Below are 23,959 nucleotides of genomic sequence, written 5' to 3' on the forward strand. Positions count from 1 at the left end.
GGGTTCTGATGCATATCACCTTGGAAGCAGACTATGCGATCCGCATTGTGCACTGCTTATCCATGATAGACCATCGTGCCGATGCAAAATCGATTGCTGAAACCACAGGTGTTACATTGCGCTTTTCACTTAAAATTTTGCGTAAACTCGTTGCGGCGGGTATTATCAAATCGTTTAAGGGTACCCAAGGGGGGTACGAAATTGCAAAATTGCCAAGCGAAATTTCTTTGTATGATGTGATTGTCACTATCGAAGGTCCGCTGAACATATCACGCTGTGTATTGCCCGATTTTATATGTACCAGGCCGAAGGAAGGCCCTTGTAAATTTCAAAAAGTTTTCGTTGAATTATCCGATGATATTACATCGAAACTAAAAGCCATTACATTTGACCAAATGATGTAAAAAAGAGCTGCCTCATGGCAGCTCTTTTTTATTGCAAAACACGTGCGCGTTTTATTATTTTTTTATAAATATCTAAAAAATAGGGTTCACTTATCACTTTTTCAAGCTGTTCCACATCAAACCATTGTACTCCGCTGTTTTCATCTGGTTTTATCTTCAGCGGTTCATCTTCATCAGCAATCAAAATGTAGGCGCCGTTTAAATGTTGGTGCGAGCAAACGTATTTGCCGCGTTTTATATGCCCGTACACAGGCAAAATATCAATTGTTAGCAGCTGATTGGTAAGCGGCTTTACGTGGCAAAGCCCTGTTTCTTCTCTTGCCTCTTTTAGTGCAATTTCCAGCAGGTCGGTATCGCCGTCGGCGTGCCCGCCTGTCCATGCCCACGAGTTATAAATGTTGTGGTGAATGAGCAATACACGGTTCAGGGTGGGGTTTAGAATCAACCCAGATGAAGTGATATGCGCAAATTCATTTTCTCGTGTTAAGATATTGTGGGGAAACAGCCTAATATAATCAAGAATCACACGTTTATCATTGGTTTCTTGTTGGTTGTACGGGGTGAATGCTTCAATCTGCTTAATGTAAGTCATATGTTAATCCTTCGTTTCTTGCTCAATCGTCATACATTGCATTGTCGGTGGGGATTAACTCACCAACGGTTTTTAAATCACCTGTTAGCAGCGCAAGCATGCCTTTGTATATAAGCAGTGGGTCGCGGATAAACTGGCGTTTTACCGCATCTGCCTCGTTTTCGGTAGGCATAAACAACGACAAATTCATCAGGTCCGAGCCAATATCAGAGATAATCAGGTTCACCATATAGCCGTCCTTAACCTTGTCCACAGTGACAATATTCTCTGCCGCACTTTTTTGGCGTGCCAACAGGTTCTGCGCCGAATGCAGCGCTTTTTCACGTACGGTCAAAGGTAGAGTATCACTAAATTCTTGGGCTGTACGCACACCGAGTTCCGTGAGTTCATAGCACTCTTCGTCCTTTTCGTTGGTAGCACAAATAATGATGTGCCCTGACTCCAATAATTCGCTCATAGCATCGGCAAGCTCAAAGTAATTCACTAACCCCTTTTTTAAAAGAGCTTCGTTAATTTGTGAGAGCGTAAGCTTTTGCGAAATGTTGTGAAGCAGATAACATACCAGTATTTTAATTTCATGCGCAAGAGTAAGTCCGCCGGGCTCAATCCCTGCAGAAAAAGCTTTTAGTTCCATTTTCCATCACCTAAACACTACATATTTACGATAGTTCTCATAATAATTCATTCTCTATGATACAATATTTTTCGATAAAAAGATAGTGAAAAAAGAAACATCCTAAAAAATTGTAATAATATTACGAAAGAAGAAGGAACAGATGTACATCTGTTCCTTCTTCTTTCGTAGTTCCTTACTGCAAAGCACATTCTGCAATTTTATCTAAAGTTGTCAGCGAGTGTGCCGTAACTTTGCTGCGTGAGAAAGTATATACCGTATCACCAATGTAAACCCCGCGCTGAACATCCAATCCTTGGTTGTAAATTGTGCCCACATCCTTAATACCTTCACTATGGCTAACAGAACCAAGATATTCTATTTTTTCAGAGGTAACCTCAAACAAATAGAAACCGTCGAATGTAAATTTAGTATCTGGCTTCTCTTGTTTAAACAGGTGTACGGGTACCCCTATTATGTTCTTGTCGCCGTAATACATAAAGGCTTTGTGACTGTATATCGCCTCAGAGCTGCTGCCGGCGCCGCCCATCCGATAAACTTGTGTCTCTTTCAAATTCATCGGGTTGCTTATATCGAACAAAGAAAGCTTTAAGCCTGTTGTCGTTGTATTACCACCTGAATTGGTTACAGTATCGTAACCAAAGCCCAAGAGCGTATCGCTGCCGATGGGATGCAGATATTCCGAAAATCCGAGGATTTTAAGCTGACCGAGTACTTTTGGCGCATTCGGATTGGATAAGTCGATGGCAAACAACGGGTCTACCTGTTTAAATGTGACGATATAAGCGATGTCACCGATGTAGCGGACAGAATAGATGTTTTCATCGAGTGCCAATCCTTCCAGTGTGCCGATACGCTGCAAAGATTCATCCAGTACATACACATTGTTGCTCGTTGTTCTTTGGAGCGGGTTGCTTTTGTTTGAATCAGCGTTAACTTCGGGGCTTTCTTCCACGTGAACCCATGGTTTGGGGGTTTCTTTTTTAAATTCTTCGCCGCGCCCTTGCTCTACCGCTTTATTATAAGCGGCAAACCATGCGTTTCTTTCGGCTTGTATCTGCTCGCGTTTTATCCGCCTTTTTTCCAGCTCTGCTTGGGCTGCAGCGGGGTTTACATAATATTCTCGTGTGGTAGCAATGCGCAGGTCGCCCGCGCTACTTTCATCCAACGCAAACTGCCCGTCAATTGCACCAGGAACATTGCCTTGAGCAAGCAACTGAATATTACCGTTTTCTATGCTGAATTTCAGCAAGGAGGTTGTTTCTTCACGCGTGGTATCATCGGTGATGCTGCCCGCAATATAAAGGTTGTTAGGGGACATATATACAGTACTGCCTCCGCCCAAAACCGCTTTGGTAGAACTTGAATTGGGATTGGTAAGGCTGATAGATGAAACCATCATGTAAGAACGATCTGTAACCTGTGAAGGAATACAAATATCCGACGCGGGAAGTTTTTGAATATTTGAAGAAACCGCTGTATCACGTACAGAAGGTATCAGCATCTCGTCGGTTACTTCTTTAAGGTGTGCATTTGCAGGTACATAGCTTTCTGTAACAAGATAAACCGTGTCGTTTACCAGCCTGGAGTTGATATAATTGCCCTGTTGCTCGAATTTGCGTTCATTTACAGGTTTTTCAGCGTCAGAAACATCGTAAACAGAAAGAGTGGTTGCTTCGATACTATGAGTACCCTTCTGTTCCACACCCGTATCGTATACTCGATATATTGGAACGGTGTAAAAGCTGTCATACGCGTACATTACTGCAAGCTTGTTGCCTGCAAGGAACATGTCAGTAGCATAAGTGTTTTGCGGAAAGTGTATGGTGGAACGTGTTTCAAGGCTTTTAGCATCTATAATTTTTATTACCGGTTGTGTTTGGTCATCATCATTTTGCGGTACAGGGGTATAAAGGTAATACAGGTTTTTACCGTCGGTTTTCACAATGTCGGCTTCATCAACGTTTTGTGTTTGTGCATTCGTTGTGTAAATATCGCCTGCATCATTGCCACCTGTTAACAAATCTTCACCGCCGCCTGTATCGGGGTGTTTTTCAGATTCGCCATCATCCACCTTTTCATCAGGCTGTTTTTTCTGCATAATTTGAGGCTTATCTTGGATAGATTTGAGTTCTTCACGTATTTGGGCGTAATCTTTTGCAAAATAGCCGCTCATTCCTTCAATTTGGCTGTTTTCCTCATCCAAACTGCTCGGAGGTGCTGCAAAAGCCTTTGCAGTACCTGCCTCGGGTGCGCCTTCTATCGGGGCAGCATCCATAGCCATCTCCGTATTCTGCGAACTGGCAACAAAACCGTCACTTTGCTTGTTAACATACAGATTGCCGTATAGCACACTGCCCAAAACCAAAACAAATGCCGCCGCAATGCCTGCAGCTTTTTGCCATTTTACCGTTTTTACTACTTTTAATTGCGGGGGCGGGTTTTTCATCCGCTCAAGTAATTGTGAAGCCTTGACTGATTCGGGTACGGAAATGCCTCTGTCAAGCTCCTCCAACTTTTGTGATAAGTATTCCAAATTGTTGTCTTGTTTTTTATTTAAATCAGCCATAGTTTCACCCCATTTCTATCATTTTGCGCATCTTAATTAAGGCCCTGTGCAGCTTAGAGCTTACAGTGCCGTGCGGGCAGCCTAACATCTCAGAGATTTCTTTGGTTGTATAACCCTGAATGGCGGAAAGAACAACAATCATTCTTTCCTGATTGGATAACTTGTTTAAAGCACCCAATAAAATCACCTTATCCGATGTCTCTCGCTCGATGTCAGTATCTGCAGTAAAGTCGCTGATAAAATCCTCAATATTGAGCGTGTTTTTGCGTTTGATGATGTCGGCAACTTTTCTTTTCATTCGAACGGACAGAATACGGAATATCCACGCCTTAAACGCCGAGTCATCCCGCAGGTTGGCAATGCCTTTATATGCTTCTATAAAAGTATCGGCAACAGCATCTTCTGCGTCGTGTGTATTGCCGAGCGTATAAAGTGCATATTTGTAAAGTTCATCCTGCACCTGTTCGTATAAAAGAGAGAAGCTTTCTGCGTTTCCCGCTTTTGCCGAAGCAATCACCTGTAAATCAATGTTCAATCATTACACCACACTTTACGGGTTACACATAAATAGTGCAACGTATTTGCAAAATCTTTGCATCAAAATAAAAAATATGTTTTCCAAAATATAGCTGCGTCAATTAGAACATCTAACGCAACCCACTAATTAACTATTATAAAAGATAACCCGTAAGAAAGAAAGTACAAACATTACCAAATTAGGCGGATACCTATGAAGTAAGACGTATGACCAGTCTCGCTTTTGCATAAATTAAAGGTGCTGAAAATGTTGCGGTTGCCCGTTGTATACGAATTTATTTTGAAAACGTAAAAACCAATTGAAATCGCTGACAGGTATGGTACAATGAAAGAGATTTCTGATAAGGGAGGCTGCAAAAATCATGCTTTGGCTGCAAAAAGCGTACCCCGATTGCTGCAATGGGCATTGTGTACCTAACTGCGTAAAAATGCGTTTTTGCAAGTTTTCGGTATCGTCACAGGTGAATAGCCGCATCGGGATAGGTGCAGGGATTTTTGTAAATAATCGGCTGTAAGCGAGTTGCGCTTGCAGCTTTTTTTATAGTTGAAAAGGAGAGTGCACTATGGCTGAACAAAAAAAAGCAGCGGTCATTATGGGCAGCGACAGCGACCTGCCCGTTGTAAAAGGCGCAATAACAACCCTGAAAGGTTTTGGTATTGCGGTAGAGGCGCATGTTATGAGTGCCCACCGTACCCCCAAACAAGCATGTGAGTTTGCAGCATCCGCCCGTAAAAATGGCTTTGGTGTTCTGCTCGCGGCGGCAGGCAAGGCGGCACATCTCGCGGGTGTTTTGGCAGCCCACACAACACTACCGGTGATTGGTATTCCCATCAAGAGCTCAACGCTGGATGGGCTGGATGCCCTTCTTTCAACGGTGCAGATGCCCAAGGGTATTCCGGTAGCAACCGTTGCCATTGACGGTGCAGAAAATGCTGCAATCTTGGCAGCACAGATATTGGGTGTATATGATGAAGGCATTGCCCAGCAGTTGCAAGATATGAAAAATAAAATGGCGCAAGAGGTTATTGAAAAAGATAAAAAATTAAACGAACTGATAGAAACAAAATAAGGAGGATAATACGATGGAAAAACGAGATATGGTTTATGAAGGCAAAGCAAAAAAGGTTTACAGCACGCAAGACCCCGAGCTTTTTATTGTAGATTACAAGGACGATGCAACCGCGTTTAACGGGCTGAAAAAGGGTACCATACTGGGGAAAGGTGCTATCAACAACCGCGTAACCAATCATCTGATGAAACTGCTCGAGAAAAACGGCATCCCCACCCATCTGGTAAAAGAACTTTCTGACCGAGAAACTCTGGTAAAAAAAGTAACCATTGTTCCGTTGGAAGTGATTGTGCGCAACATTGCGGCAGGCTCGCTCAGCAAGCGCTTGGGGCTGCCAGAAGGCACCAAGATGGCAAAAACAGTACTGGAATATTGCTACAAAGACGACGCACTCGGCGACCCTATGGTGAATGAATATCACATTATGGCAATGCAGTACTGCACTAAGCAGGAACTTGACCTCATAGCGGATTATTCGCTCAAAATCAACGAGATTCTTACCGACTACCTCAAAGACTTAAACATTGAGCTGATTGACTTTAAATTAGAATTTGGTAAAACCACCGACGGTACCATTGTTTTGGCGGATGAAATTTCGCCTGACACCTGCCGCTTTTGGGACAGTATTACGCATGAAAAACTGGATAAAGACCGCTTTCGGCGCGACCTTGGCGGCGTAGAAGACGCTTACCACGAGATTATGAAACGTCTGATGGGGGAGTAGCAGGTAATTACTTGTTACAAGCGCAACCACAAGCCACAGAAATGAGAGGATGAATTCTATGTTCGATAACATCCATGAGGAGTGCGGTGTGTTTGGTATTTACGAGCCGCAGACTGCCGATGTTGCCGCTTCGGCTTACTATGCGCTGTACGCTTTGCAGCACCGCGGGCAAGAAAGCTGCGGCATTGCGGTGAACGATGACGGAATTATTACCGCGCACAAAGATGTGGGATTGGTGCCGGATGTGTTTAACCGCGATGTGTTGGACAAGCTGGGCAAAGGGCAGATGGCGGTAGGGCATGTTCGTTACTCTACCACAGGCAGTTCCAGCCGAACCAATGCGCAGCCTTTGGTGGTAAGGCATATCAAGGGCACGATGGCGCTTGCACACAACGGCAGCCTTGTGAATGCGCAGCAGCTGCGTGATAAACTGGAACTGAGCGGTGCAATCTTCCATACTACCAACGATTCTGAAGTGATTGCTTATATGGTTACGCGCAATCGCATTTCGGCGGGCAGCATTGAAGAAGCGGTTGAACAGACGATGGATGACATCAAGGGTGCGTATTCATTGGTGATTATGTCCCCCAAAAAGCTGATTGCCGCGCGTGACCCGCAGGGCTTTCGTCCGCTTGTTATCGGTGAACTGAACGGTAGTTTTATCTTCGCCAGCGAAAGCTGCGCGCTCGATTCTCTCGGTGCCCATTACGTACGCGATGTGGAGGCAGGCGAAATCGTCGTGGCAGATAAGAGCGGTCTTCGCAGCATTCGTACCCATTGCGGGCAAAAAAGCAGTATGTGCGTATTTGAGTTTGTTTACTTCGCCCGCCCCGATTCGGTGATTGAAGGCGCGAGTGTACATCTTGCAAGGCAGAGAGCGGGTGCTTACCTCGCACTCGAACACCCTGTTCAGGCAGATATTGTGGTTGGCGTGCCCGATTCGGGGCTGGATGCCGCCATGGGCTACGCGAGACAGTCGGGTATCCCGTACGGTATCGGCTTTATTAAAAACCGTTATGTAGGCAGAACTTTTATTCAACCCACACAGGCACAGCGGGAGCGTGCGGTGCGCATTAAACTAAATGTACTTGCCGCAAATGTAAAGGGTAAGCGCGTAGTGCTTATTGATGATTCGATTGTGCGCGGCACTACCAGCGGCAAAATTGTTGCCCTGCTGCGCGATGCAGGTGCATGCGAGGTGCATATGCGCATTTCGAGCCCTCCGTTTATGAACCCCTGTTATTTCGGCACCGATATCGACAGCCGTGATAAGCTGATTGCCTGCCGTATGTCCCAAGAGGAGATTGCAAAAGAAATTGGGGTAGACAGCATTGGTTACCTCAGTGTAGACAATGTCAAAAAGATTGCAGAAGGGGCAAAATGCGGTTTTTGCGTAGGCTGCTTTAACGGTGAATACCCCATTGAGGTGCCTGCTGAAATGCCAAAGAGTTGCTTTGAAAATAAGATATCGGAGGGAAAATAACAATGGAAAAAAGCTATAGCAATTCCTATAAAGCGGCGGGGGTTGACGTCACCGCGGGTTACAAAGCGGTGGAATTGATGAAAAAGCATATCTTGCGTACCAATATCCCCGGTGTACTTACAGGTATCGGCGGTTTTGGCGGGCTGTTCGAGCTCGACCTTACCGGTATGGCAAAGCCTGTGCTCGTTTCGGGCACCGACGGGGTAGGAACCAAGCTGAAACTTGCTTTTTTACTGGATAAGCACGACACCGTAGGGATTGACTGTGTTGCCATGTGTGTCAACGACATCATTTGCTGCGGTGCAAAGCCATTGCAGTTTTTAGATTATATCGCGTGCGGTAAAAACGTACCCGAAAAAATTGCAGAGATTGTTTCGGGCGTGGCAGAGGGCTGTGTACAGGCAGGCTGTGCATTGGTCGGAGGTGAAACCGCAGAGATGCCCGGTTTTTACCCCGTGGATGAATATGACCTTGCAGGTTTCAGCGTGGGCGTAGTGGATAAGGATAAAATTTTTGACAACACCGCTATGGAGGCAGGCGATGCTATCATTGCACTTGCATCCAGCGGGGTGCACTCCAACGGTTTTAGCCTTGTGCGCAAGGTGTTTGATGTAGAACATAAAGATTTGAATGCTTACAGTGCCGAGTTGGGTAAGCCGCTGGGTGAAACTCTGCTTACCCCCACTAAAATTTATGTAAAGCCTGTATTAGAGCTTGCAAAGCATGTACAGGTAAAATCGGTATGCCACATTACGGGCGGCGGCTTTTACGAAAATATTCCCCGCGCCCTGCCCGATGGCAAACAGGCTGTAATCGAACGTGCAGCGGTGCGCATTTTGCCTATTTTTGATTTGCTTGCAAGTGTGGGCGGTATTGATGAACGTGATATGTTCAACACCTTTAACATGGGGGTTGGAATGTGCATTGTGGTGCCAAAAACACAGGCGGATAAAGCGGTAGAGATGCTAACGGCATCGGGTGAAACCGCTTATATCATAGGCGAAATGAAAAATGGTGAAAAAGGTGTAGCCATATGCTGAATATTGCAGTGCTGGTTTCGGGCGGCGGAACCAACCTCCAAGCTTTAATCGACGCACAGCAACGCGGAGAAATTGCAAACGGTAAAATCACCTTGGTGGTTGCCTCCAATTCAGGTGCCTATGCGTTGGAGCGTGCCCGCAAAGCCGACATCAAAACCGAGGTAGTGGCACGCAAAAGCTTTGCATCGAAAGAGCTGTTTGACGAGGCTCTGCTGCTATCTTTAAAAAATCATAGCATCGATTTGGTGGTACTGGCGGGCTTTTTATGCATTCTGGGCGAAAACACCCTTACAGCATACAAACGCCGTATCATCAACGTTCATCCATCACTTATTCCCGCATTTTGCGGCGACGGCTTCTACGGGCTGCGTGTGCACGAAGCAGCGCTTGCCAGAGGGGTGAAAATTACAGGGGCTACGGTGCATTTTGTAAACGAAATTACCGACGGCGGCGAGATTATTTTGCAAAAGGCAGTACAAGTACTGCCGGGGGATACCCCTGAGCTTTTACAGCGCCGTGTGATGGAGCAGGCAGAGTGGATTATTTTGCCCAAAGCAGTTTCTCTTTACTGTTGCGGGATGCTATAATGGATGCAGAATGTGTTAGGAGGCAAGCAATGGAGATTCAAAAAATATGGGATATTTTAAAGTGCAATACTTACCCCGGCAGAGGAATTGTGCTAGGCAAAAACAGCGACGCAGAGCATATGGTAATTGCTTATTTTATTATGGGGCGCAGCGAAAACAGCCGTAACCGCATATTTGCAGAACAGGACGGAGGAATTCGCACACAGGCGTTTGACCCTTCAAAACTCACCGACCCGTCTTTGATTATCTATGCGCCTGTACGTATCTATGCAGGTAAAACCATTGTAACAAACGGCGACCAAACCGATACGATCTACGATTTTATCACCCGAGGCAAAAGCTTTGAAGATGCACTGCGCACTCGTACCTTTGAGCCGGACGCACCCAATTATACCCCCCGCATATCAGGAATGGTTCAAGGGTTTGATTACAAGCTTTCTATCCTTAAAAGTGCAAACGGAAATACCGAAAGCGCACAGCGTTTTTTCTTTGAGTACAATAACCCTGTTGCGGGCGAGGGGCATTTTATCCACACCTACCAATGCGATGGCAACCCTATCCCATCGTTTAAGGGCGAGCCTGTACCTGTTGCAATTACAGGGGATATCGACAGATTTACCGACATGTTGTGGAACAGCTTGAATGCAGACAACAAAGTATCGCTGTTTACTCGCTTTATCCATGTTAAAACAGGGGCGGTACAAACCCGCATTCTCAATAAAAACCAGTAGGAGGGCACTTAGCATGGCAAAACAATTAGAACTGAAATATGGCTGCAACCCCAACCAAAAGCCATCTCGTATTTTTATGCAGCAGGGCGAGCTGCCCATCGAGGTGCTTTGCGGTAAGCCGGGTTATATCAATTTTTTGGACGCGCTGAACAGCTGGCAGTTGGTAAAAGAACTTAAAGAAGCCACCGGTTTACCGTGTGCCACTTCGTTTAAGCATGTCAGCCCTGCGGGTGCGGCGGTTGGTACGCCCCTTACCGAGGTAGAAAAGAAAATCTATTTTGTAGATGATTTGGATTTATCTCCGCTTGCCTGCGCCTACGCAAGAGCACGCGGGGCAGATAGAATGTCCAGCTACGGCGACTGGATTGCACTTTCGGATACTTGTGACGAGCAAACCGCGGCGATGATTACGCGCGAAGTTTCAGATGGCGTGATTGCACCAGGCTATACTGAAAAAGCGTTGGAGATTTTAAAAACAAAGCGCAAGGGTGGGTATAACGTAGTTCAGATTGATGCCAACTATATTCCCGTGCCGGTGGAGCATAAAGACGTTTTCGGCATCACCTTTGAACAGGGCAGAAATGAACTCAAGATAGACGAAGACCTGCTTACGAATGTCATCACCGAGAATAAAAATATACCCGACAGTGCAAAACGTGACTTAATTCTTACACTTATCACACTGAAATATACTCAGTCCAACTCTGTGTGCTATGCTAAAGACGGAGCAGTCATTGGTGTGGGAGCGGGGCAGCAGAGCCGCATTCATTGCACAAGGCTTGCGGGCAATAAGGCGGATATTTGGTACTTGCGCCAGCATCAAAAAGTGCTGAACCTGCCGTTTAAAGCGGACATCCGCCGCCCCGACCGCGACAACACCATTGATGTATATATTTCGGATGACGATATGGATGTTTTGGCAGATGGCATGTGGCAGCAGTTTTTTACAACAAAACCCGAGCCGCTTACGCGAGAAGAAAAACGTGCATGGCTTACTACCATGACGGGGGTTGCATTGGGTTCGGATGCATTTTTCCCGTTCGGCGATAATATCGAGCGTGCACACCGCAGCGGCGTTTGCTATATTGCACAGCCGGGCGGTTCTATCCGAGACGACCATGTGATTGATACTTGCAACAAGTACGGCATTGCTATGGCATTTACTGGCATTCGCTTGTTCCACCATTAATACTGTTTTGCATTTAAAGAGCTTCTAAAACCTTTTTAAATCACTGCTGCAGTCGTGCTTTACACGGCTAATTAGTATAACCCATCTGCAAGCAATATAGCTTGTTGGCATACTTATTTTGCTTAGGTTGGGGCAATGCCCCGTTAAAGGAGGCAGGTTATGAAAATACTGGTAGTTGGCTCGGGCGGTCGTGAGCATGCCATTGTACGCAAATTAAAAGAGAGCCCCAAGGTTACCGAGCTTTACTGTGCAAACGGTAACGGCGGTATTGCTGCAGATGCGGTTTGTATACCGATTTTGCCGTCCAACCTCGATGAAATCGTCGATTTTGCAGTAGAAAAGGCGATTGACCTTGTTTTTGTAGCACCCGACGACCCGTTGGTGGCAGGGCTTGTGGATCGCCTTGAGGCAAAAGGCATCAAAGCGTTCGGCCCGCGTGCCAATGCGGCAATCATCGAGGGCAGCAAGGTTTTTTCCAAGGCACTCATGAAAAACTATGGTATCCCCACTGCCGCCTACGAACAGTTCGATAATGCTGCTGACGCCATCGAATACCTTACGTGCAAAGGGCAGTTTCCGGTTGTCATCAAGGCGGACGGGCTTGCACTTGGTAAGGGTGTTATCATCGCACAGAATTTACAGCAGGCAACCGACGGCGTGCGCAGTATTATGGAGGATAAAATCTTCGGTGCGAGCGGCAACCACATTGTGGTGGAGGAATACCTTACCGGCCCCGAGGTATCAGTACTGGCATTTACCGATGGAAAATGCATCCGCCCTATGGTTTCGGCGATGGACCATAAACGTGCTTTGGACGGTGACAAAGGGCTGAATACCGGCGGTATGGGCACAATTGCACCCAACCCCCACTACACATGGGCGGTTGCGCAGGAATGTATGGAGAAAATTTATCTGCCAACTATAAATGCCATGAGTAAAGAGGGTAGACCGTTTAAAGGGTGCTTGTTTTTTGGTTTGATGCTTACCCCCAAAGGGCCTACTGTAATAGAATACAATTGCCGATTTGGCGACCCGGAAACGCAAGTGGTGCTCCCGCTGCTGAAAACCGACTTGCTCGAGATTGTTTTGGCGGTTTGTGACGGTCATCTTGCCGATATTGACATTGAATGGAGAAACGGCGCGGCTGCTTGTGTGGTGATGGCAAGCGGCGGTTACCCGCAAAAGTACGAAACAGGCTGCAAAATTACAGGGCTGGGCAGCGATGGGCAAATAGCAGATGCTGTTGTTTACCATGCGGGTACAGCGCTTTCTGACGACGGATACAAAACGTCGGGCGGGCGCGTCCTTGGCATTACCGCAACGGCAGCAAGCCTGGAAATTGCACTTCAAAAAGTGTATAAGGCAGCAGAAACCATCCGCTTTAACGGGGCGCAGTACCGCAAAGATATCGGCAAACAAGCGGTTAAATAAAGAAAAGAAACGCTGTACTCTAAAAAGAGTGCGGCGTTTTTGTATAAAAAAAGCAATCTTCCCCATGATAATATCAGAAAATGTCTAGCGGGAGGAAAGTTATGGAAAAACGGGTAATTGCGGTGTTTTGCGCTATGATTTTGATGTTCACCGGTGTTTACTACCGTGTATTCTCCCTCAGCGAAGGCCAATCGATGGCACAAGTGGCAAAAAATCAAAGCACCTATACGCTGGAGGTATCGAACGAGCGGGGGATGATATACGACCGCAACTTTTCTCCTTTGGTAAATATCGAAAAAGAATACCACGCGGCTGTTTTGCCAAGCCCTCAATCTGCATCCGTGCTGAAAAAACTTATAAAAGATAAAGAGCAATTTATTAAAACGCTGGAAGACCGAAAGCCGATTGTGTTAAAAGCCGATACCAAAGAGTTTTACAGCAAAGATATGAATGTGTTTGAAGTGGGCAAACGTTATGCCAAACATCAGCCGGCAGTGCATATTATAGGGCACTTGCGCGAGGGCGAGGGCGTATACGGCATTGAACAGGCTTACAACGATTTTTTTAAAGCCAATGGCAGTAAGGTTGAAATACGCTATTCTGTTGACGCGATTGGGCGTGCATTAAGCGGAGAAGCCCCTGAAATTATCGACACAACCGCACAGCCCAAACAAGGGCTGGTGCTCACACTGGATCATCGTGTTCAGCGCATAGCAGAACAAGCTGCAAAACGGTATATTGGCAAAGGTGCCGTTGTAGTAATGGATTGCAGGACAGGGGAGATCATGGCATCGGTAAGCCTGCCTGTGTTCGACCCCAACAATGTTGCACGCAGTGTTAACGCAAAAGACACACCCTTTATCAATAAAGCGTTTTCACCCTTTAACGTGGGCTCCAGCTTTAAGCTTGTGGTTACGGCTGCTGCGCTAGAGAATAACATACAACCGTCGGGGATTGAATGCAAAGGGTATATTGATATCAACGGGCAGATTTTTAAATGTAACAACCATGCAGGGCATGGCTGGGTAGACCTTCGGCGTGCGCTGCAGGTTTCGTGTAACCCTTATTTTATCCAACTGGCGCGAAAAGTAGGGGCAGAAAATTTGCGGAACACTGCGATTAAATTCGGTTTTGGCAGGGCAAATTTACTGGCAGAAGGATACGAAAGCGCAGCAGGTAATCTGCCCGCTATGGATGAATTGCAAAACCCCGCCGACGTTGCCAACTTTGGTTTTGGGCAGGGTGTACTGATGGCAACGCCGATTCAGATTGCCCGCATGGTAAGTGTGTTTGCAAACGGAGGCTACCTTGTTACACCGCAGCTTATAAAAGGATACTCGGACGGCAAAGGAACCAAAATGGAAGAATCTGTGCCTGAATATGTGGCTAACCGCATTATAACCGAAAAAAACGCGCAAAGAGTGCATGATTTGATGGTTTCGGTTGTAGAAGAGGGCAGCGGTAAAAAAGCAAAGCCGGAATACGGCGGAGCAGGCGGTAAAACTGCATCTGCACAGACAGGGCAGTATTACGATGAAGAAAAAACCAACGAGATTGTGGAAGCGTGGTTTGTCGGCTTTTTCCCTGCCGAACAACCGCGCTACACCATCGTTGTGCTTGCACAAGGGATGGACTCGGGCAGCACCTATGCTGCACCGATTTTTAAAGATATTGCAGACAGTATGCTGAAGATGGGATTGTGACGCGCAGAATGCGAATTTTGATTGAAATAAATCCCATTATCCGATATAATAAGTTTAGATAGTTAACGCCGGCAGCGTAAACTGCAATTCAGCGGCGATTGGCACAAGGGGGATTTTCTTTATGGAAAATGCAAGAGATTACATCATCAGTACGGACACCAACTCTGACCTGCTGTTTAGTTTTGTAGATGAAAACAATATCAACCTGCTAGCACTTGGCTACACGCTGGACGGTGTTACCCGTTTTACCGATGACAGGACCATTGACCAGCACGATTTTTACGAGCAGATGCGCAAAGGCAAAATGCCTACAACCATGCAGGTGAACCCCGAACAGGCTGAAAAAGCGTTTAAGCAAATTGCCGCCGAAGGCAAAGATGTTCTTCATATTGCATTTTCTTCGGGGCTGAGCGGCAGTTACAACAGTGCTGAGATGGGTGCAAAAGAGGCACGCGAACAATATCCCGATGCAAAAATTATTGTAATCGATTCCCTCTCTGCTTCTTTGGGGCAGGGGCTGATGGTTTATTATGCAGTTAAGCTGAAAAAAGAAGGCAAATCCATCGATGAAGTTACCGCCTGGATTCAGGAGCACAGGCAGAACTTTATCCACTACTTTACCGTAGAAGATTTAAACCACCTTTACCGCGGCGGGCGGGTATCAAAAACAACGGCGGTGGTGGGAACCATGCTTGGTATCAAACCGGTAATGCATGTCGACGAACAAGGGCACCTTGTGCCAATGGGAAAGGTACGAGGCAGAAAACAATCTTTGCTTGAGCTTATAAACCGCATGGGGCCTAAGATGGAGGGATTTGACAACCAGGTTGTGTTTATCTCACACGGCGATTGCTTAGAAGAAGCTCATTTTTGTGCTGACGAGATTAAAAAGAAATATAAAATCAAAAACTTTGTTTTTAACTACGTTGCGCCCTCTATCGGTGCACACTCGGGGCCCGGTACCATTGCTATTTTCTTTCTTGGCAAAACCCGCCACGAAGGCAAGTAACATGTGCTGTTAAGCAGTCTCCGTCAAGTTTATAGTTGACGGAGACCTCTTTTTGCGCTATAATAATAAGGCTTGATAAATTCAAGCGCGAATAGACAGGATGAGGTAATTGTTCTGTCATGCGAGTATGCGGGTCCTGTGCGACAGAGCGCCGTGAACCATGTCAGGCGGGGAACCGAGCAGCATTAAGCGGCAGCTTCTGTGCGCCGCAGGTAACCTGTTACCCGCATGACAGAGCAACTACAGCCTGTCTATTTTTTGTATCAAATTTTTATAATAAAACCTATAACGGAGGTGAGCAGATGTACCAGGCATTGTATCGTAAATACCGCCCAACGGTGTTTGACGATGTGGTAGGGCAAGAACATATTACAACTACTTTGAAGAACGAAGTTGCCACGGGCAAAACTTCGCATGCCTATCTGTTCACCGGTTCGCGCGGTACAGGTAAAACCACCTGCTCAAAAATTTTGGCAAAAGCGGTAAACTGCCCGAATGCAAAGAGTAATGGCAACCCATGCGGAGAGTGCGATATTTGCCGAGGCGTTGATGATGGGTCGATTATGGACGTAGTGGAAATCGACGCAGCAAGCAATAACGGTGTCGATAACATCCGCCAGCTGCGCGAAGAGGCTTATTTTTTGCCCACCATGTGCAAAAAACGCGTTTATATTATAGATGAAACCCACATGCTTTCTACCGGTGCTTTCAATGCGCTTTTAAAAATTATGGAAGAGCCGCCGGAGCACGTATTGTTTATATTGGCAACTACCGAAGTACACAAAATACCTGCCACCATACTTTCACGCTGTCAGCGTTTCGATTTTCGCCGCATCGCGAGCGATACCATTGCTGGCAGGCTGGAGGCTGTTTCTGCGCAGGAGGGGTTGACGCTCAGCCACGATGCGGCTTTGCTGATTGCCCGCCTTGCCGACGGCGGTATGCGTGATGCACTTTCGCTGCTTGACCTGTGTGCTTCGCACAGCAAAGAGATTGATACGCAAGTGGTTGCCGGTGCGGCAGGGCTTGCAGGGCATGAGCATTTGTTTGATTTAACCTCTGCCATTGCAAACAACAACACGGGTTCGGCACTGGCTATCATTGATGATTTGTACACACAAAGCATTGACCTTGGACGGCTTTGTGAAGAACTTATTTCACATTTTCGTAACTTAATGATTTTAAAATCAGCTACGAAACCCGAGGAACTGATTGTAGCGTTACCAGAGGAAATTGCACATCTGAAAGAGCAGCAAGCGCAAATTAAGATGCCAGCAATCCTCAACGGGCTAACTGTGCTGCAAGAGACACTGGGCAGAATGAGCCGTTCGCAAAACCGCCGCACCGAGCTTGAAATGGCGGTTATTCGGCTGTGCAACCCGCAACTGGATACAACTGCCGAATCACTTTTGGTGCGTTTGGAACAGTTGGAAACTGCTGTGAAAACAGGAGCGATTTGTATCAAAGCGGGGCAAAGCGGTTCGCAAGATGCAAAAAGTGCTGCTGAAACCGGTAATCCCACGAAGCCCACAGAATCAAAAGAAAAACATGATATTGTATCGGCGCCAAACGTTACCGATACAGAAGATGACTTTAACAGCAGTGAACCGAATGATGAAAAGCAACTGATTGAAAGTTTAACTGTTGGGGCGGTACCCATGCAGGAGTGGAGTGAAGTGCTGGCGCGTCTGGCTAAAACCAACCCTGCGCTTACAGGTACTTTGCGCGGTTCGTCTGCGTACATTCAAGGCGATATTTGCCTGATTGACTGCAGCGATCAACTCTTTTTTACGCTGATTCGTCAAAGTGAGGTTTCTAAAACAACACTTCGTGATGCACTCTTTGAGCAAACGGGCAAGAGATTTCGTCTGGGGCCGTATAAAAAAGCAAATGAGCCTGCGGCTCAACAGCAAACAGACCCGATCGATGAACTTGCCAAAATGGTGCAGGATGCGGGGCTTCCCGTTGAAATCAAATAAACAACGCGAGAAATCGTGTTGCAAATAAATGAAAAAGATACTTAACTACGGAGGATATAATCATGAAAGCAAGATTACCACAAGGATACGGCGGCGGCCCCGGCAATATGCAGCAGATGATCAAGCAAGCTCAAAAAATCCAAGAGGATATGGCTAAGAAATCAGAAGAACTTGAAGAGATGGAAACCACCATTACCTCTGGCGGCGGTGCTGTAGAGGTTGTTATTACAGGTAAAAAAGTGATCAAATCTCTCACCATCAAACCAGAAGTGGTTGACCCTGAAGACATTGAGATGCTGCAGGATTTGATTATGGCAGGTGTAAACGAAGCAATTCGTACAGTAGAAGAAATAGCGAACAAAGAGATGGAGAAAATTTCGGGCGGGCTGAATGTACCCGGAATGTTTTAAGTGAAATGGCATACAATGTTTTGCCGCTGACGCGGCTGATTGAGCATTTTGAGCGTTTACCGGGTATCGGCAGAAAAAGTGCACAGCGCCTTGCCTATTATGTACTGAATATGCCGCGGGAGAAGGCAGAGGATTTTGCACACTGCATTTTGGATGCCAGAGAAAAAATTATCCACTGCAATGTTTGCCAAAACCTCACCGACAGCGAAAAGTGCCCTATCTGCAGTGATGATGCACGCGATAAAACCACCATCTGCGTTGTAGAAACACCGCAGGATGTGCTTGCATTCGAACGTACGCGTGAATATAACGGAGTGTATCATGTACTGCATGGGCTTATTTCGCCTATGAACGGTATTGGCCCAGACCAGCTTTATGTAAAAGAGCTTCTTGCTCGCATCGGACAGGGCGGCGTGCTGGAAGTAATTATGGCAACCAACCCCACGGTAGAGGGCGAAGCCACTGCAATGTACCTGTCGCGCTTGTTCAAGCCTCTTGGCGTAAAGGTGACGCGCCTTGCCTATGGCATCCCTGTCGGTGGCAACCTCGAGTATGCGGATGAGGTTACCTTGTACAGGGCACTGGAAGGCAGAAGTGAAATATAAGTTTAACCTCAGATTGGAGTAATTTCCGATTTGAGGTTTCTTTTTTTGTTGCAAATGCAACTGAATAGTTTTTGGATGTATTGTATACTGACGTTACAAGATAAATAAAAGGAGATTTTAAATATGATTCGTAAAATAATAAAAATTAACGAAGACCTCTGCAACGGATGCGGACTTTGCGCCGAAGCTTGTCATGAAGATGCTATCGGTATGGTAAACGGTAAAGCGAAGCTTTTACGTGACGATTACTGCGACGGATTGGGTAACTGTTTGCCCGCTTGCCCTACGGGTGCAATTACGTTTGAAGAACGCGAGGCTGCAGAGTACGACGAGGCTGCGGTAAAAGCAAATCAGGCAAAAAAGCAAGAGCAAAAACTACCCTGCGGCTGCCCGGGCTCACAGTCAAAGACAATTGCACATAAACCGGTGCAGGTACCCGATATGAATATAGAGGCTCCTGTTTCGCAGCTGAACCAGTGGCCGGTACAAATTAAGTTGGTGCCGGTAAACGCATCGTATTTTGATGGAGCAAACCTGCTCATAGCGGCAGACTGCACCGCTTACGCTTACGGAGACTTTCATACCCGTTTTATTAAAAATCGTATCACGCTTATCGGCTGCCCCAAACTGGACGAAGGCGACTATAGCGAAAAGCTGACAGAAATTTTAAAACACAACAACATTAAAAGCGTCACCATTGTACGCATGGAGGTACCCTGCTGCGGCGGTATTGAGCATGCGGCGAAATCAGCACTGCAAAACTGCGGTAAAATGATTCCGTGGCAGGTGTACACCATCAGCACCGACGGACAGATTCTGGACTAACGGTTATTCTCAATCAACAGTTGACGGACGCCCCTCGAAATGCTATGATATTGCAGTGCAAAAGACTATTTCTGCCAATAAACGGGCAGAATAAGGGTGGATTGCACCATGGCATGGACAGGGGGCGTTTTTTTGCAAAAAAAATTTGATACGGAAGATATTAAAAAATTTGTTAAATTTGGCATAACAGGCGGATTGAATACGGCAATTGACTTTGTGGTTTATACCGTTTTAGTCTCGTTTTTTGCAGTAAACCTTTATACTGCGCAGGTTGTGGGTTACGCATGCGGAACACTCAACAGCTATATTGTTAACCGCAGTTGGACTTTTCGCAGCAAAAACAAATTTTTCAGCCGTGAATTGATCAAATTTATCATAGTAAATTTAATTACACTTCTAATTTCATTGGCAGCAATGTATTTTTTACAGCAATGGTTTGTTGGTATCAATAAAATAATCTTAAAATTGCCGGTTGTTGCCGTTACCATTGTTGTTAACTTTGTTTTGAGCAAACTTTGGGTATTCCGCGGCTAGCAAATGGAAAAGAGTTACTGAACCGATGAATTGACAAAAATGCAGATTTCACGTATAATGAAATATCCGAGAGGAGGGATGGAAATGCGCCAGGATAACACAAAAACAATTGCAGCAAACCGTAAAGCGTATCACGATTATTTTGTGATAGAAAGCTACGAAGCAGGCATTGAATTGTTTGGTACTGAGGTCAAATCCATCCGACAAGGCAATATTAACCTCAAAGATTGTTGGTGTGACATTAAAAACGGCGAGTTGTTTGTTATTGGTATGCACATCAGCCCATACGAAAAAGGCAATATTTTCAACAAAGATCCTTTGCGTGAGCGTAAATTGCTGATGCATAATCGTGAGATTGCAAAGCTGTATGGTCAGGTTAAGCAGATGCAGTATACACTGGTGCCGCTTTCAATGTATTTTAAGGGTTCACGCGTTAAAATTCAGCTTGGGCTTTGCAAGGGTAAAAAGCAGTACGATAAGCGCGACGATATTGCGAAACGAGATGCAAAACGAGATATCGACCGCACCATGAAAGAGCGCAGCAGAGGTTAATATCGGCGAACAGCCGCTTATTATGGGGGCGTAAAGGTTTCGACGGGGATTATGAAGTACGAGAAGCGAGTAGAGGCACACAACCTCTTTAAAATGTGTAAAATAAATATAAACGCTAACTCTAACGAATTAGTAGCTGCTTAATTAAGCAGCCGTCTTACTGAGAAGTACCACGGTCTCAGATAAGGCGTCGATTAGTGGTGAACGATCTGTTTGAGCGCCTCGTAAAACAGATTGTATCAGGGGCTACCAACACGCTTGCAGCCTGTTTATCGGCGGCTAGCTGAGGGAATTTGAAACGATAAACTGCACTCGGAGATGCTTGTATGGATTGGTTTTCGGACACGGGTTCAATTCCCGTCGCCTCCACCACTTGATATGACGGCAGTATATTGGACACTTTTTATTGGAATGTCTAATGTACTGTCGTTATTATTTATTATTATAATAATTTTGTTCTACTTGATTGGGTGTTAAGTAGGTAAATTTTTGATGTGGACGTTTATTGTTGAAAAACTTGATATATTCAGCCACGGAAGCACGTAATTCATTTAGCGTCCTGTAATATTTTGTTGATGTTTCTTCTGCTTTTATAGAGCGAAAGAATGATTCAGCAACTGCATTGTCATAAGGACAACCTGGGTTGGAAAAGGATTGTTCGATCCGATTATCCCTCAAAAGCTTACGAAATTCATAGGAACTATACTGTCCACCCTGATAGCTATGAAATAGCAAGTCAGTTGGATAGTCTCTTTTTTTATATGCACTTTTGAATGTAGCAACTACAATTTCAGTTCTTTGATTATTTGCAATATGATGTGCAATCACCTTTCTTGAAAATAAGTCAATGATGACACAAAGATAATATACTTTATAATTTACGTACAGTTGTGTAATGTCGCTTACCCATACAGTATTAGGGGTAGATTGATCGAATTGGCGTTTTAACTTATCTCTTCTATACCTACCTTGGGGTGGCAAGTTATATGTAATGTGTTTCTTTGTAGAAACACAGACAAGATTCATTTCACGCATTAAACGAACAATTCTTTCAGCACTTACTTTATGTCCTTTTGTTATCATACAAGCACGTATTTTCTTGGCACCAATTCGCCCTTTGCTATTATCAAATATTTGTTTAACCAGTGGTTTTAGTAGTTCATCTTCTTTTTGCAATAAGGTTTGTTCAGGTGATTTTAAATAGTGATAAAAGGTTGAACGCTGAACCTCTAATACTCTGCAACAAGCGTGCACCCCATATTCTTCATATAGGTTTTTGATTGCTCCTAGCTTTTCAGATAGAGGGGAATCGAGAGTACATTTGCATTTTCTCCATATCTCATTTTCATCAGTTAACCTTTTGAGTTGCTTTTGTAAGAGATACACTTGACGTGGTGTTATGGTTCTATTGTTTGGTAGTGATATTTGTTTATATTTCTTTATCCAATTGTAAAAAGTACTATTGGGAATATTGTGCTTTTCGCATATATCTGACACACTTATTCCGTTTTCATAGTGCTTTACTAATTCCTGTTTTTGTGTTTCTGTATACTTGGTCATTATTTATTCCTTTGTTAATATATTCTAAATGTATTTTAACATAGTATTTTACACTTCAAAATATATGCATGTTGATACTTTGACCCAATCTTTAAAATATAGTATAATTATGGGAAGATTATATTAAAATATTTAGTAAATAATGCAAATGTTTTAGAATTGTAATTATTAGAAAAAATGTATAATTGAGGAAAATATGACAGAATAAAACGCAATTTATAACAAGTAATCCAAACCTTAAAAAAACAACGCAATCTACTTCTGCCAAGGCGTATGAGTAGAAACTTGGAGGTGTAAATGTGAATATAGTTGAAATGTATAACGCCAAAAAATATGATGATATTATGGAAAAATATCTTAATAGTGTAAAAATAAGAAAAATAAAACCTCATAAAAAGGAGGCACCTATTCAACTTTTAGAGCTAAAGTATACAATGTTAGCATCTTATATGGCTGGATATTACTTTGATTATCTTGAATTGTGCAATAAAATAATTAATGAAGTACCGTTTATGGATGAATTTTGGCAGCCTCAGGATCGTGTTGCAATTGCTGAGGCTGCATTGGATTCCTTACTCTTTTGTTTATTTAATAATAACGAATGTAAACTACAAGAGACTGACATAATAAAAAACATTGAAAACATTATTACTACATTTATCGAAATATGTAAAGACTTCGATGGCAAGTTAAGTGAATTTTACTTAAAACGAAAAAAGATATATGAAGATTATAAAAAAGGGTTGTTTCCTTATTTCAAAGTAAAGTATCTATACCCCTATGAATTACCATTTGAGTATGAATTTGATTTAAAACAATGCACTCCTTACATTAGTCTTGATGTAAAACATTTTAAGCGTGATGTTGATGTATACACTTGGTTTGAATTTAAAATATCTGGTTACACAAAAGCAGACTCGTTTTGGAGTGGCCCGTCATGGGATAATCGCAAGAAGAACTTAAATGCATTGAGAACGTTACCTATGTTAAATTCAATGTTGCTGTATCTTGCAAATGCTACACCGGGAAAGTTTAGACCGCTTTTTTGTGCAGAACAAATTATGTCTATAGATGTTACTCAGTTTATGAGCGATAACGAAATTTTGAATTTATGTATTGCTACAGATTTTTCTGCACAGTGGGTTGGTGGAAATGCCCCTGAAGTTGATTGGACACAACAAGGGGCTTTACAGCATCTTAATGAGCTAATTGTGAAAGTATATGGGAGCAAGCACTTTGTTATGCAATTCCAGCAAGCAAAAAACAATATTTCTGCTGGGCTTTATACCGAAAGCTTTTTGATTTTTTGTTCATGTTCAGAAGCGCTAATCTATCACTGGTGTGGAGAACTTGCAAAGACCACAGATTGTATAGATGAGTATGAAGCTTTTTCTAAAAGCAAAATTTCAAAATGTGATTCATGTAATTTCTATGATTCAAGTAAATCAAAAGAAAAGCCGTACAACGGTATGGAGCCCTCTTTGTTTGGACACATTGATTTCTTCTTTAGAAAACTGATCATTACAAATACTCAAAAAAAAGAGTTAGTTAGATTAATTGCAATGTGTAAAAATGATTCTCTTAGAAATGATGTCATTCATGGAAGAACAAACATGGTTAGTTTAAGATCACTCAATGAAACAGAAAAAGCGTTATTTGAGTTACAAAGTTATTTCCAAAAAATAGTCGAGGAGAAAATTAATGCAAATGTCTAAACCATAAAAGAAAGATACCAATGGTAAAATGTAAAATAGAATAATCAACAATAAAAAATTGGTCAATTGTAACGGT

General features: G+C 44.2%; 24 protein-coding genes and 2 other RNA genes. 21 read left to right on the top strand and 5 right to left on the bottom strand.

Going from position 1 to position 23,959, the window contains the following annotated elements; genetic code table 11:
- Positions 1–8 precede the first annotated feature (8 nt).
- Entirely contained in the window at positions 9–404 is a 396-nt protein-coding gene (locus tag EDD70_RS03465; protein ID WP_092752980.1) for an RrF2 family transcriptional regulator, read from the top strand.
- Positions 405–432: 28 nt separating this feature from the next.
- Here the strand turns inward: EDD70_RS03465 and EDD70_RS03470 are convergent, their stop codons facing one another.
- The 4 genes from EDD70_RS03470 to EDD70_RS03485 all read right to left on the bottom strand — a co-directional run bounded on the left by EDD70_RS03470 (position 433) and on the right by EDD70_RS03485 (position 4,734).
- On the bottom strand, positions 433–996 hold the full coding sequence (locus EDD70_RS03470) for an NUDIX hydrolase (protein WP_092752978.1): 564 nt from the start codon (positions 994–996) through the stop codon (positions 433–435).
- A gap of 22 nt (positions 997–1,018) precedes the next feature.
- Positions 1,019–1,630 carry a DUF4364 family protein gene (locus EDD70_RS03475; protein WP_092752976.1) on the bottom strand — a complete coding sequence of 204 codons (612 nt, stop codon included), beginning with the start codon at positions 1,628–1,630 and terminating at the stop codon, positions 1,019–1,021.
- 175 nt (positions 1,631–1,805) lie between these two features.
- Positions 1,806–4,199, bottom strand: a complete 2,394-nt coding sequence (locus EDD70_RS03480) for a beta-propeller domain-containing protein (protein WP_092752974.1) — start codon at positions 4,197–4,199, stop codon at positions 1,806–1,808.
- A 4-nt stretch (positions 4,200–4,203) separates the two neighbouring features.
- Positions 4,204–4,734 carry an RNA polymerase sigma factor gene (locus EDD70_RS03485; protein ID WP_092752972.1) on the bottom strand — a complete coding sequence of 177 codons (531 nt, stop codon included), beginning with the start codon at positions 4,732–4,734 and terminating at the stop codon, positions 4,204–4,206.
- A 364-nt stretch (positions 4,735–5,098) separates the two neighbouring features.
- On the opposite strand from EDD70_RS03485, the gene EDD70_RS14880 reads away from it, so the two are divergent.
- The 19 genes from EDD70_RS14880 (at position 5,099) to ssrA (ending at position 20,980) form a co-directional block, all read left to right on the top strand.
- Positions 5,099–5,251, top strand: coding sequence for a hypothetical protein (locus EDD70_RS14880; protein ID WP_162840829.1), 153 nt, complete (start codon positions 5,099–5,101; stop codon positions 5,249–5,251).
- 48 nt (positions 5,252–5,299) lie between these two features.
- Positions 5,300–5,806, top strand: coding sequence for a 5-(carboxyamino)imidazole ribonucleotide mutase (purE, locus tag EDD70_RS03490; protein WP_092752970.1), 507 nt, complete (start codon positions 5,300–5,302; stop codon positions 5,804–5,806).
- Positions 5,807–5,819: 13 nt separating this feature from the next.
- Positions 5,820–6,530, top strand: coding sequence for a phosphoribosylaminoimidazolesuccinocarboxamide synthase (purC, locus tag EDD70_RS03495; RefSeq protein ID WP_092752968.1), 711 nt, complete (start codon positions 5,820–5,822; stop codon positions 6,528–6,530).
- Between the two features lie 58 nt (positions 6,531–6,588).
- Positions 6,589–8,013: an amidophosphoribosyltransferase gene (purF, locus tag EDD70_RS03500; protein WP_092752966.1), complete on the top strand. Its 1,425-nt coding sequence runs from the start codon at positions 6,589–6,591 to the stop codon at positions 8,011–8,013.
- A 2-nt stretch (positions 8,014–8,015) separates the two neighbouring features.
- Positions 8,016–9,053, top strand: coding sequence for a phosphoribosylformylglycinamidine cyclo-ligase (gene purM, locus EDD70_RS03505; protein ID WP_092752964.1), 1,038 nt, complete (start codon positions 8,016–8,018; stop codon positions 9,051–9,053).
- Positions 9,047–9,640, top strand: a complete 594-nt coding sequence (purN, locus tag EDD70_RS03510; RefSeq protein ID WP_092752962.1) for a phosphoribosylglycinamide formyltransferase — start codon at positions 9,047–9,049, stop codon at positions 9,638–9,640. Before purM ends, purN begins: the two co-directional genes overlap by 7 nt.
- 29 nt (positions 9,641–9,669) lie before the next feature.
- On the top strand, positions 9,670–10,371 hold the full coding sequence (locus tag EDD70_RS03515; protein WP_092752960.1) for an IMP cyclohydrolase: 702 nt from the start codon (positions 9,670–9,672) through the stop codon (positions 10,369–10,371).
- Positions 10,372–10,384: 13 nt separating this feature from the next.
- A complete protein-coding gene (locus tag EDD70_RS03520) occupies positions 10,385–11,560 on the top strand; it encodes a phosphoribosylaminoimidazolecarboxamide formyltransferase (protein ID WP_341465114.1) in 1,176 nt (391 codons plus the stop codon).
- Positions 11,561–11,719: 159 nt separating this feature from the next.
- Positions 11,720–12,991, top strand: a complete 1,272-nt coding sequence (purD, locus tag EDD70_RS03525) for a phosphoribosylamine--glycine ligase (RefSeq protein ID WP_092752956.1) — start codon at positions 11,720–11,722, stop codon at positions 12,989–12,991.
- A gap of 101 nt (positions 12,992–13,092) precedes the next feature.
- A complete protein-coding gene (locus tag EDD70_RS03530) occupies positions 13,093–14,694 on the top strand; it encodes a peptidoglycan D,D-transpeptidase FtsI family protein (RefSeq protein WP_162840828.1) in 1,602 nt (533 codons plus the stop codon).
- Positions 14,695–14,815: 121 nt separating this feature from the next.
- Positions 14,816–15,703, top strand: a complete 888-nt coding sequence (locus EDD70_RS03535; protein WP_092752952.1) for a DegV family protein — start codon at positions 14,816–14,818, stop codon at positions 15,701–15,703.
- Positions 15,704–15,830: 127 nt separating this feature from the next.
- Positions 15,831–15,929, top strand: an RNA gene (gene ffs, locus EDD70_RS03540) — signal recognition particle sRNA small type.
- Between the two features lie 76 nt (positions 15,930–16,005).
- Positions 16,006–17,682 (top strand): DNA polymerase III subunit gamma/tau, encoded by a 1,677-nt coding sequence (gene dnaX, locus EDD70_RS03545; protein WP_092752950.1) that lies wholly within the window; start codon positions 16,006–16,008, stop codon positions 17,680–17,682.
- Between the two features lie 62 nt (positions 17,683–17,744).
- On the top strand, positions 17,745–18,092 hold the full coding sequence (locus EDD70_RS03550; RefSeq protein WP_092752947.1) for a YbaB/EbfC family nucleoid-associated protein: 348 nt from the start codon (positions 17,745–17,747) through the stop codon (positions 18,090–18,092).
- Between the two features lie 5 nt (positions 18,093–18,097).
- Positions 18,098–18,697 carry a recombination mediator RecR gene (recR, locus tag EDD70_RS03555; RefSeq protein WP_092752945.1) on the top strand — a complete coding sequence of 200 codons (600 nt, stop codon included), beginning with the start codon at positions 18,098–18,100 and terminating at the stop codon, positions 18,695–18,697.
- Between the two features lie 123 nt (positions 18,698–18,820).
- Complete coding sequence (locus tag EDD70_RS03560) at positions 18,821–19,522, top strand: 4Fe-4S binding protein (protein ID WP_092752943.1); 702 nt, start codon at positions 18,821–18,823, stop codon at positions 19,520–19,522.
- A gap of 132 nt (positions 19,523–19,654) precedes the next feature.
- Positions 19,655–20,056 (top strand): GtrA family protein, encoded by a 402-nt coding sequence (locus tag EDD70_RS03565; protein WP_162840827.1) that lies wholly within the window; start codon positions 19,655–19,657, stop codon positions 20,054–20,056.
- Positions 20,057–20,140: 84 nt separating this feature from the next.
- On the top strand, positions 20,141–20,608 hold the full coding sequence (gene smpB, locus EDD70_RS03570; RefSeq protein ID WP_092752939.1) for an SsrA-binding protein SmpB: 468 nt from the start codon (positions 20,141–20,143) through the stop codon (positions 20,606–20,608).
- A 24-nt stretch (positions 20,609–20,632) separates the two neighbouring features.
- Positions 20,633–20,980, top strand: a transfer-messenger RNA (tmRNA) gene (gene ssrA / locus EDD70_RS03575).
- A gap of 60 nt (positions 20,981–21,040) precedes the next feature.
- Here the strand turns inward: ssrA and EDD70_RS03580 are convergent.
- On the bottom strand, positions 21,041–22,168 hold the full coding sequence (locus tag EDD70_RS03580; protein ID WP_092752937.1) for an IS3 family transposase: 1,128 nt from the start codon (positions 22,166–22,168) through the stop codon (positions 21,041–21,043).
- Positions 22,169–22,467: 299 nt separating this feature from the next.
- Here EDD70_RS03580 and EDD70_RS03585 point away from each other — a divergent pair, with 299 nt between their 5' ends.
- Complete coding sequence (locus EDD70_RS03585) at positions 22,468–23,883, top strand: hypothetical protein (protein WP_092752935.1); 1,416 nt, start codon at positions 22,468–22,470, stop codon at positions 23,881–23,883.
- Positions 23,884–23,959 lie beyond the last annotated feature (76 nt).

Origin of the sequence: Hydrogenoanaerobacterium saccharovorans, assembly GCF_003814745.1 — a bacterium.
GTDB classification, from domain to species: Bacteria; Bacillota; Clostridia; order Oscillospirales; family Ruminococcaceae; genus Hydrogenoanaerobacterium; species Hydrogenoanaerobacterium saccharovorans.

Coding starts and splice junctions, on each gene's coding strand:
- EDD70_RS03465 (WP_092752980.1), top strand. CDS start 9: ATGCATATCACCTTGGAAGCAGACTATGCGATCCGCATTGTGCACTGC.
- EDD70_RS03470 (WP_092752978.1), bottom strand. CDS start 996: ATGACTTACATTAAGCAGATTGAAGCATTCACCCCGTACAACCAACAA.
- EDD70_RS03475 (WP_092752976.1), bottom strand. CDS start 1,630: ATGGAACTAAAAGCTTTTTCTGCAGGGATTGAGCCCGGCGGACTTACT.
- EDD70_RS03480 (WP_092752974.1), bottom strand. CDS start 4,199: ATGGCTGATTTAAATAAAAAACAAGACAACAATTTGGAATACTTATCA.
- EDD70_RS14880 (WP_162840829.1), top strand. CDS start 5,099: ATGCTTTGGCTGCAAAAAGCGTACCCCGATTGCTGCAATGGGCATTGT.
- purE (WP_092752970.1), top strand. CDS start 5,300: ATGGCTGAACAAAAAAAAGCAGCGGTCATTATGGGCAGCGACAGCGAC.
- purC (WP_092752968.1), top strand. CDS start 5,820: ATGGAAAAACGAGATATGGTTTATGAAGGCAAAGCAAAAAAGGTTTAC.
- purF (WP_092752966.1), top strand. CDS start 6,589: ATGTTCGATAACATCCATGAGGAGTGCGGTGTGTTTGGTATTTACGAG.
- purM (WP_092752964.1), top strand. CDS start 8,016: ATGGAAAAAAGCTATAGCAATTCCTATAAAGCGGCGGGGGTTGACGTC.
- purN (WP_092752962.1), top strand. CDS start 9,047: ATGCTGAATATTGCAGTGCTGGTTTCGGGCGGCGGAACCAACCTCCAA.
- EDD70_RS03515 (WP_092752960.1), top strand. CDS start 9,670: ATGGAGATTCAAAAAATATGGGATATTTTAAAGTGCAATACTTACCCC.
- EDD70_RS03520 (WP_341465114.1), top strand. CDS start 10,385: ATGGCAAAACAATTAGAACTGAAATATGGCTGCAACCCCAACCAAAAG.
- purD (WP_092752956.1), top strand. CDS start 11,720: ATGAAAATACTGGTAGTTGGCTCGGGCGGTCGTGAGCATGCCATTGTA.
- EDD70_RS03530 (WP_162840828.1), top strand. CDS start 13,093: ATGGAAAAACGGGTAATTGCGGTGTTTTGCGCTATGATTTTGATGTTC.
- EDD70_RS03535 (WP_092752952.1), top strand. CDS start 14,816: ATGGAAAATGCAAGAGATTACATCATCAGTACGGACACCAACTCTGAC.
- dnaX (WP_092752950.1), top strand. CDS start 16,006: ATGTACCAGGCATTGTATCGTAAATACCGCCCAACGGTGTTTGACGAT.
- EDD70_RS03550 (WP_092752947.1), top strand. CDS start 17,745: ATGAAAGCAAGATTACCACAAGGATACGGCGGCGGCCCCGGCAATATG.
- recR (WP_092752945.1), top strand. CDS start 18,098: ATGGCATACAATGTTTTGCCGCTGACGCGGCTGATTGAGCATTTTGAG.
- EDD70_RS03560 (WP_092752943.1), top strand. CDS start 18,821: ATGATTCGTAAAATAATAAAAATTAACGAAGACCTCTGCAACGGATGC.
- smpB (WP_092752939.1), top strand. CDS start 20,141: ATGCGCCAGGATAACACAAAAACAATTGCAGCAAACCGTAAAGCGTAT.
- EDD70_RS03580 (WP_092752937.1), bottom strand. CDS start 22,168: ATGACCAAGTATACAGAAACACAAAAACAGGAATTAGTAAAGCACTAT.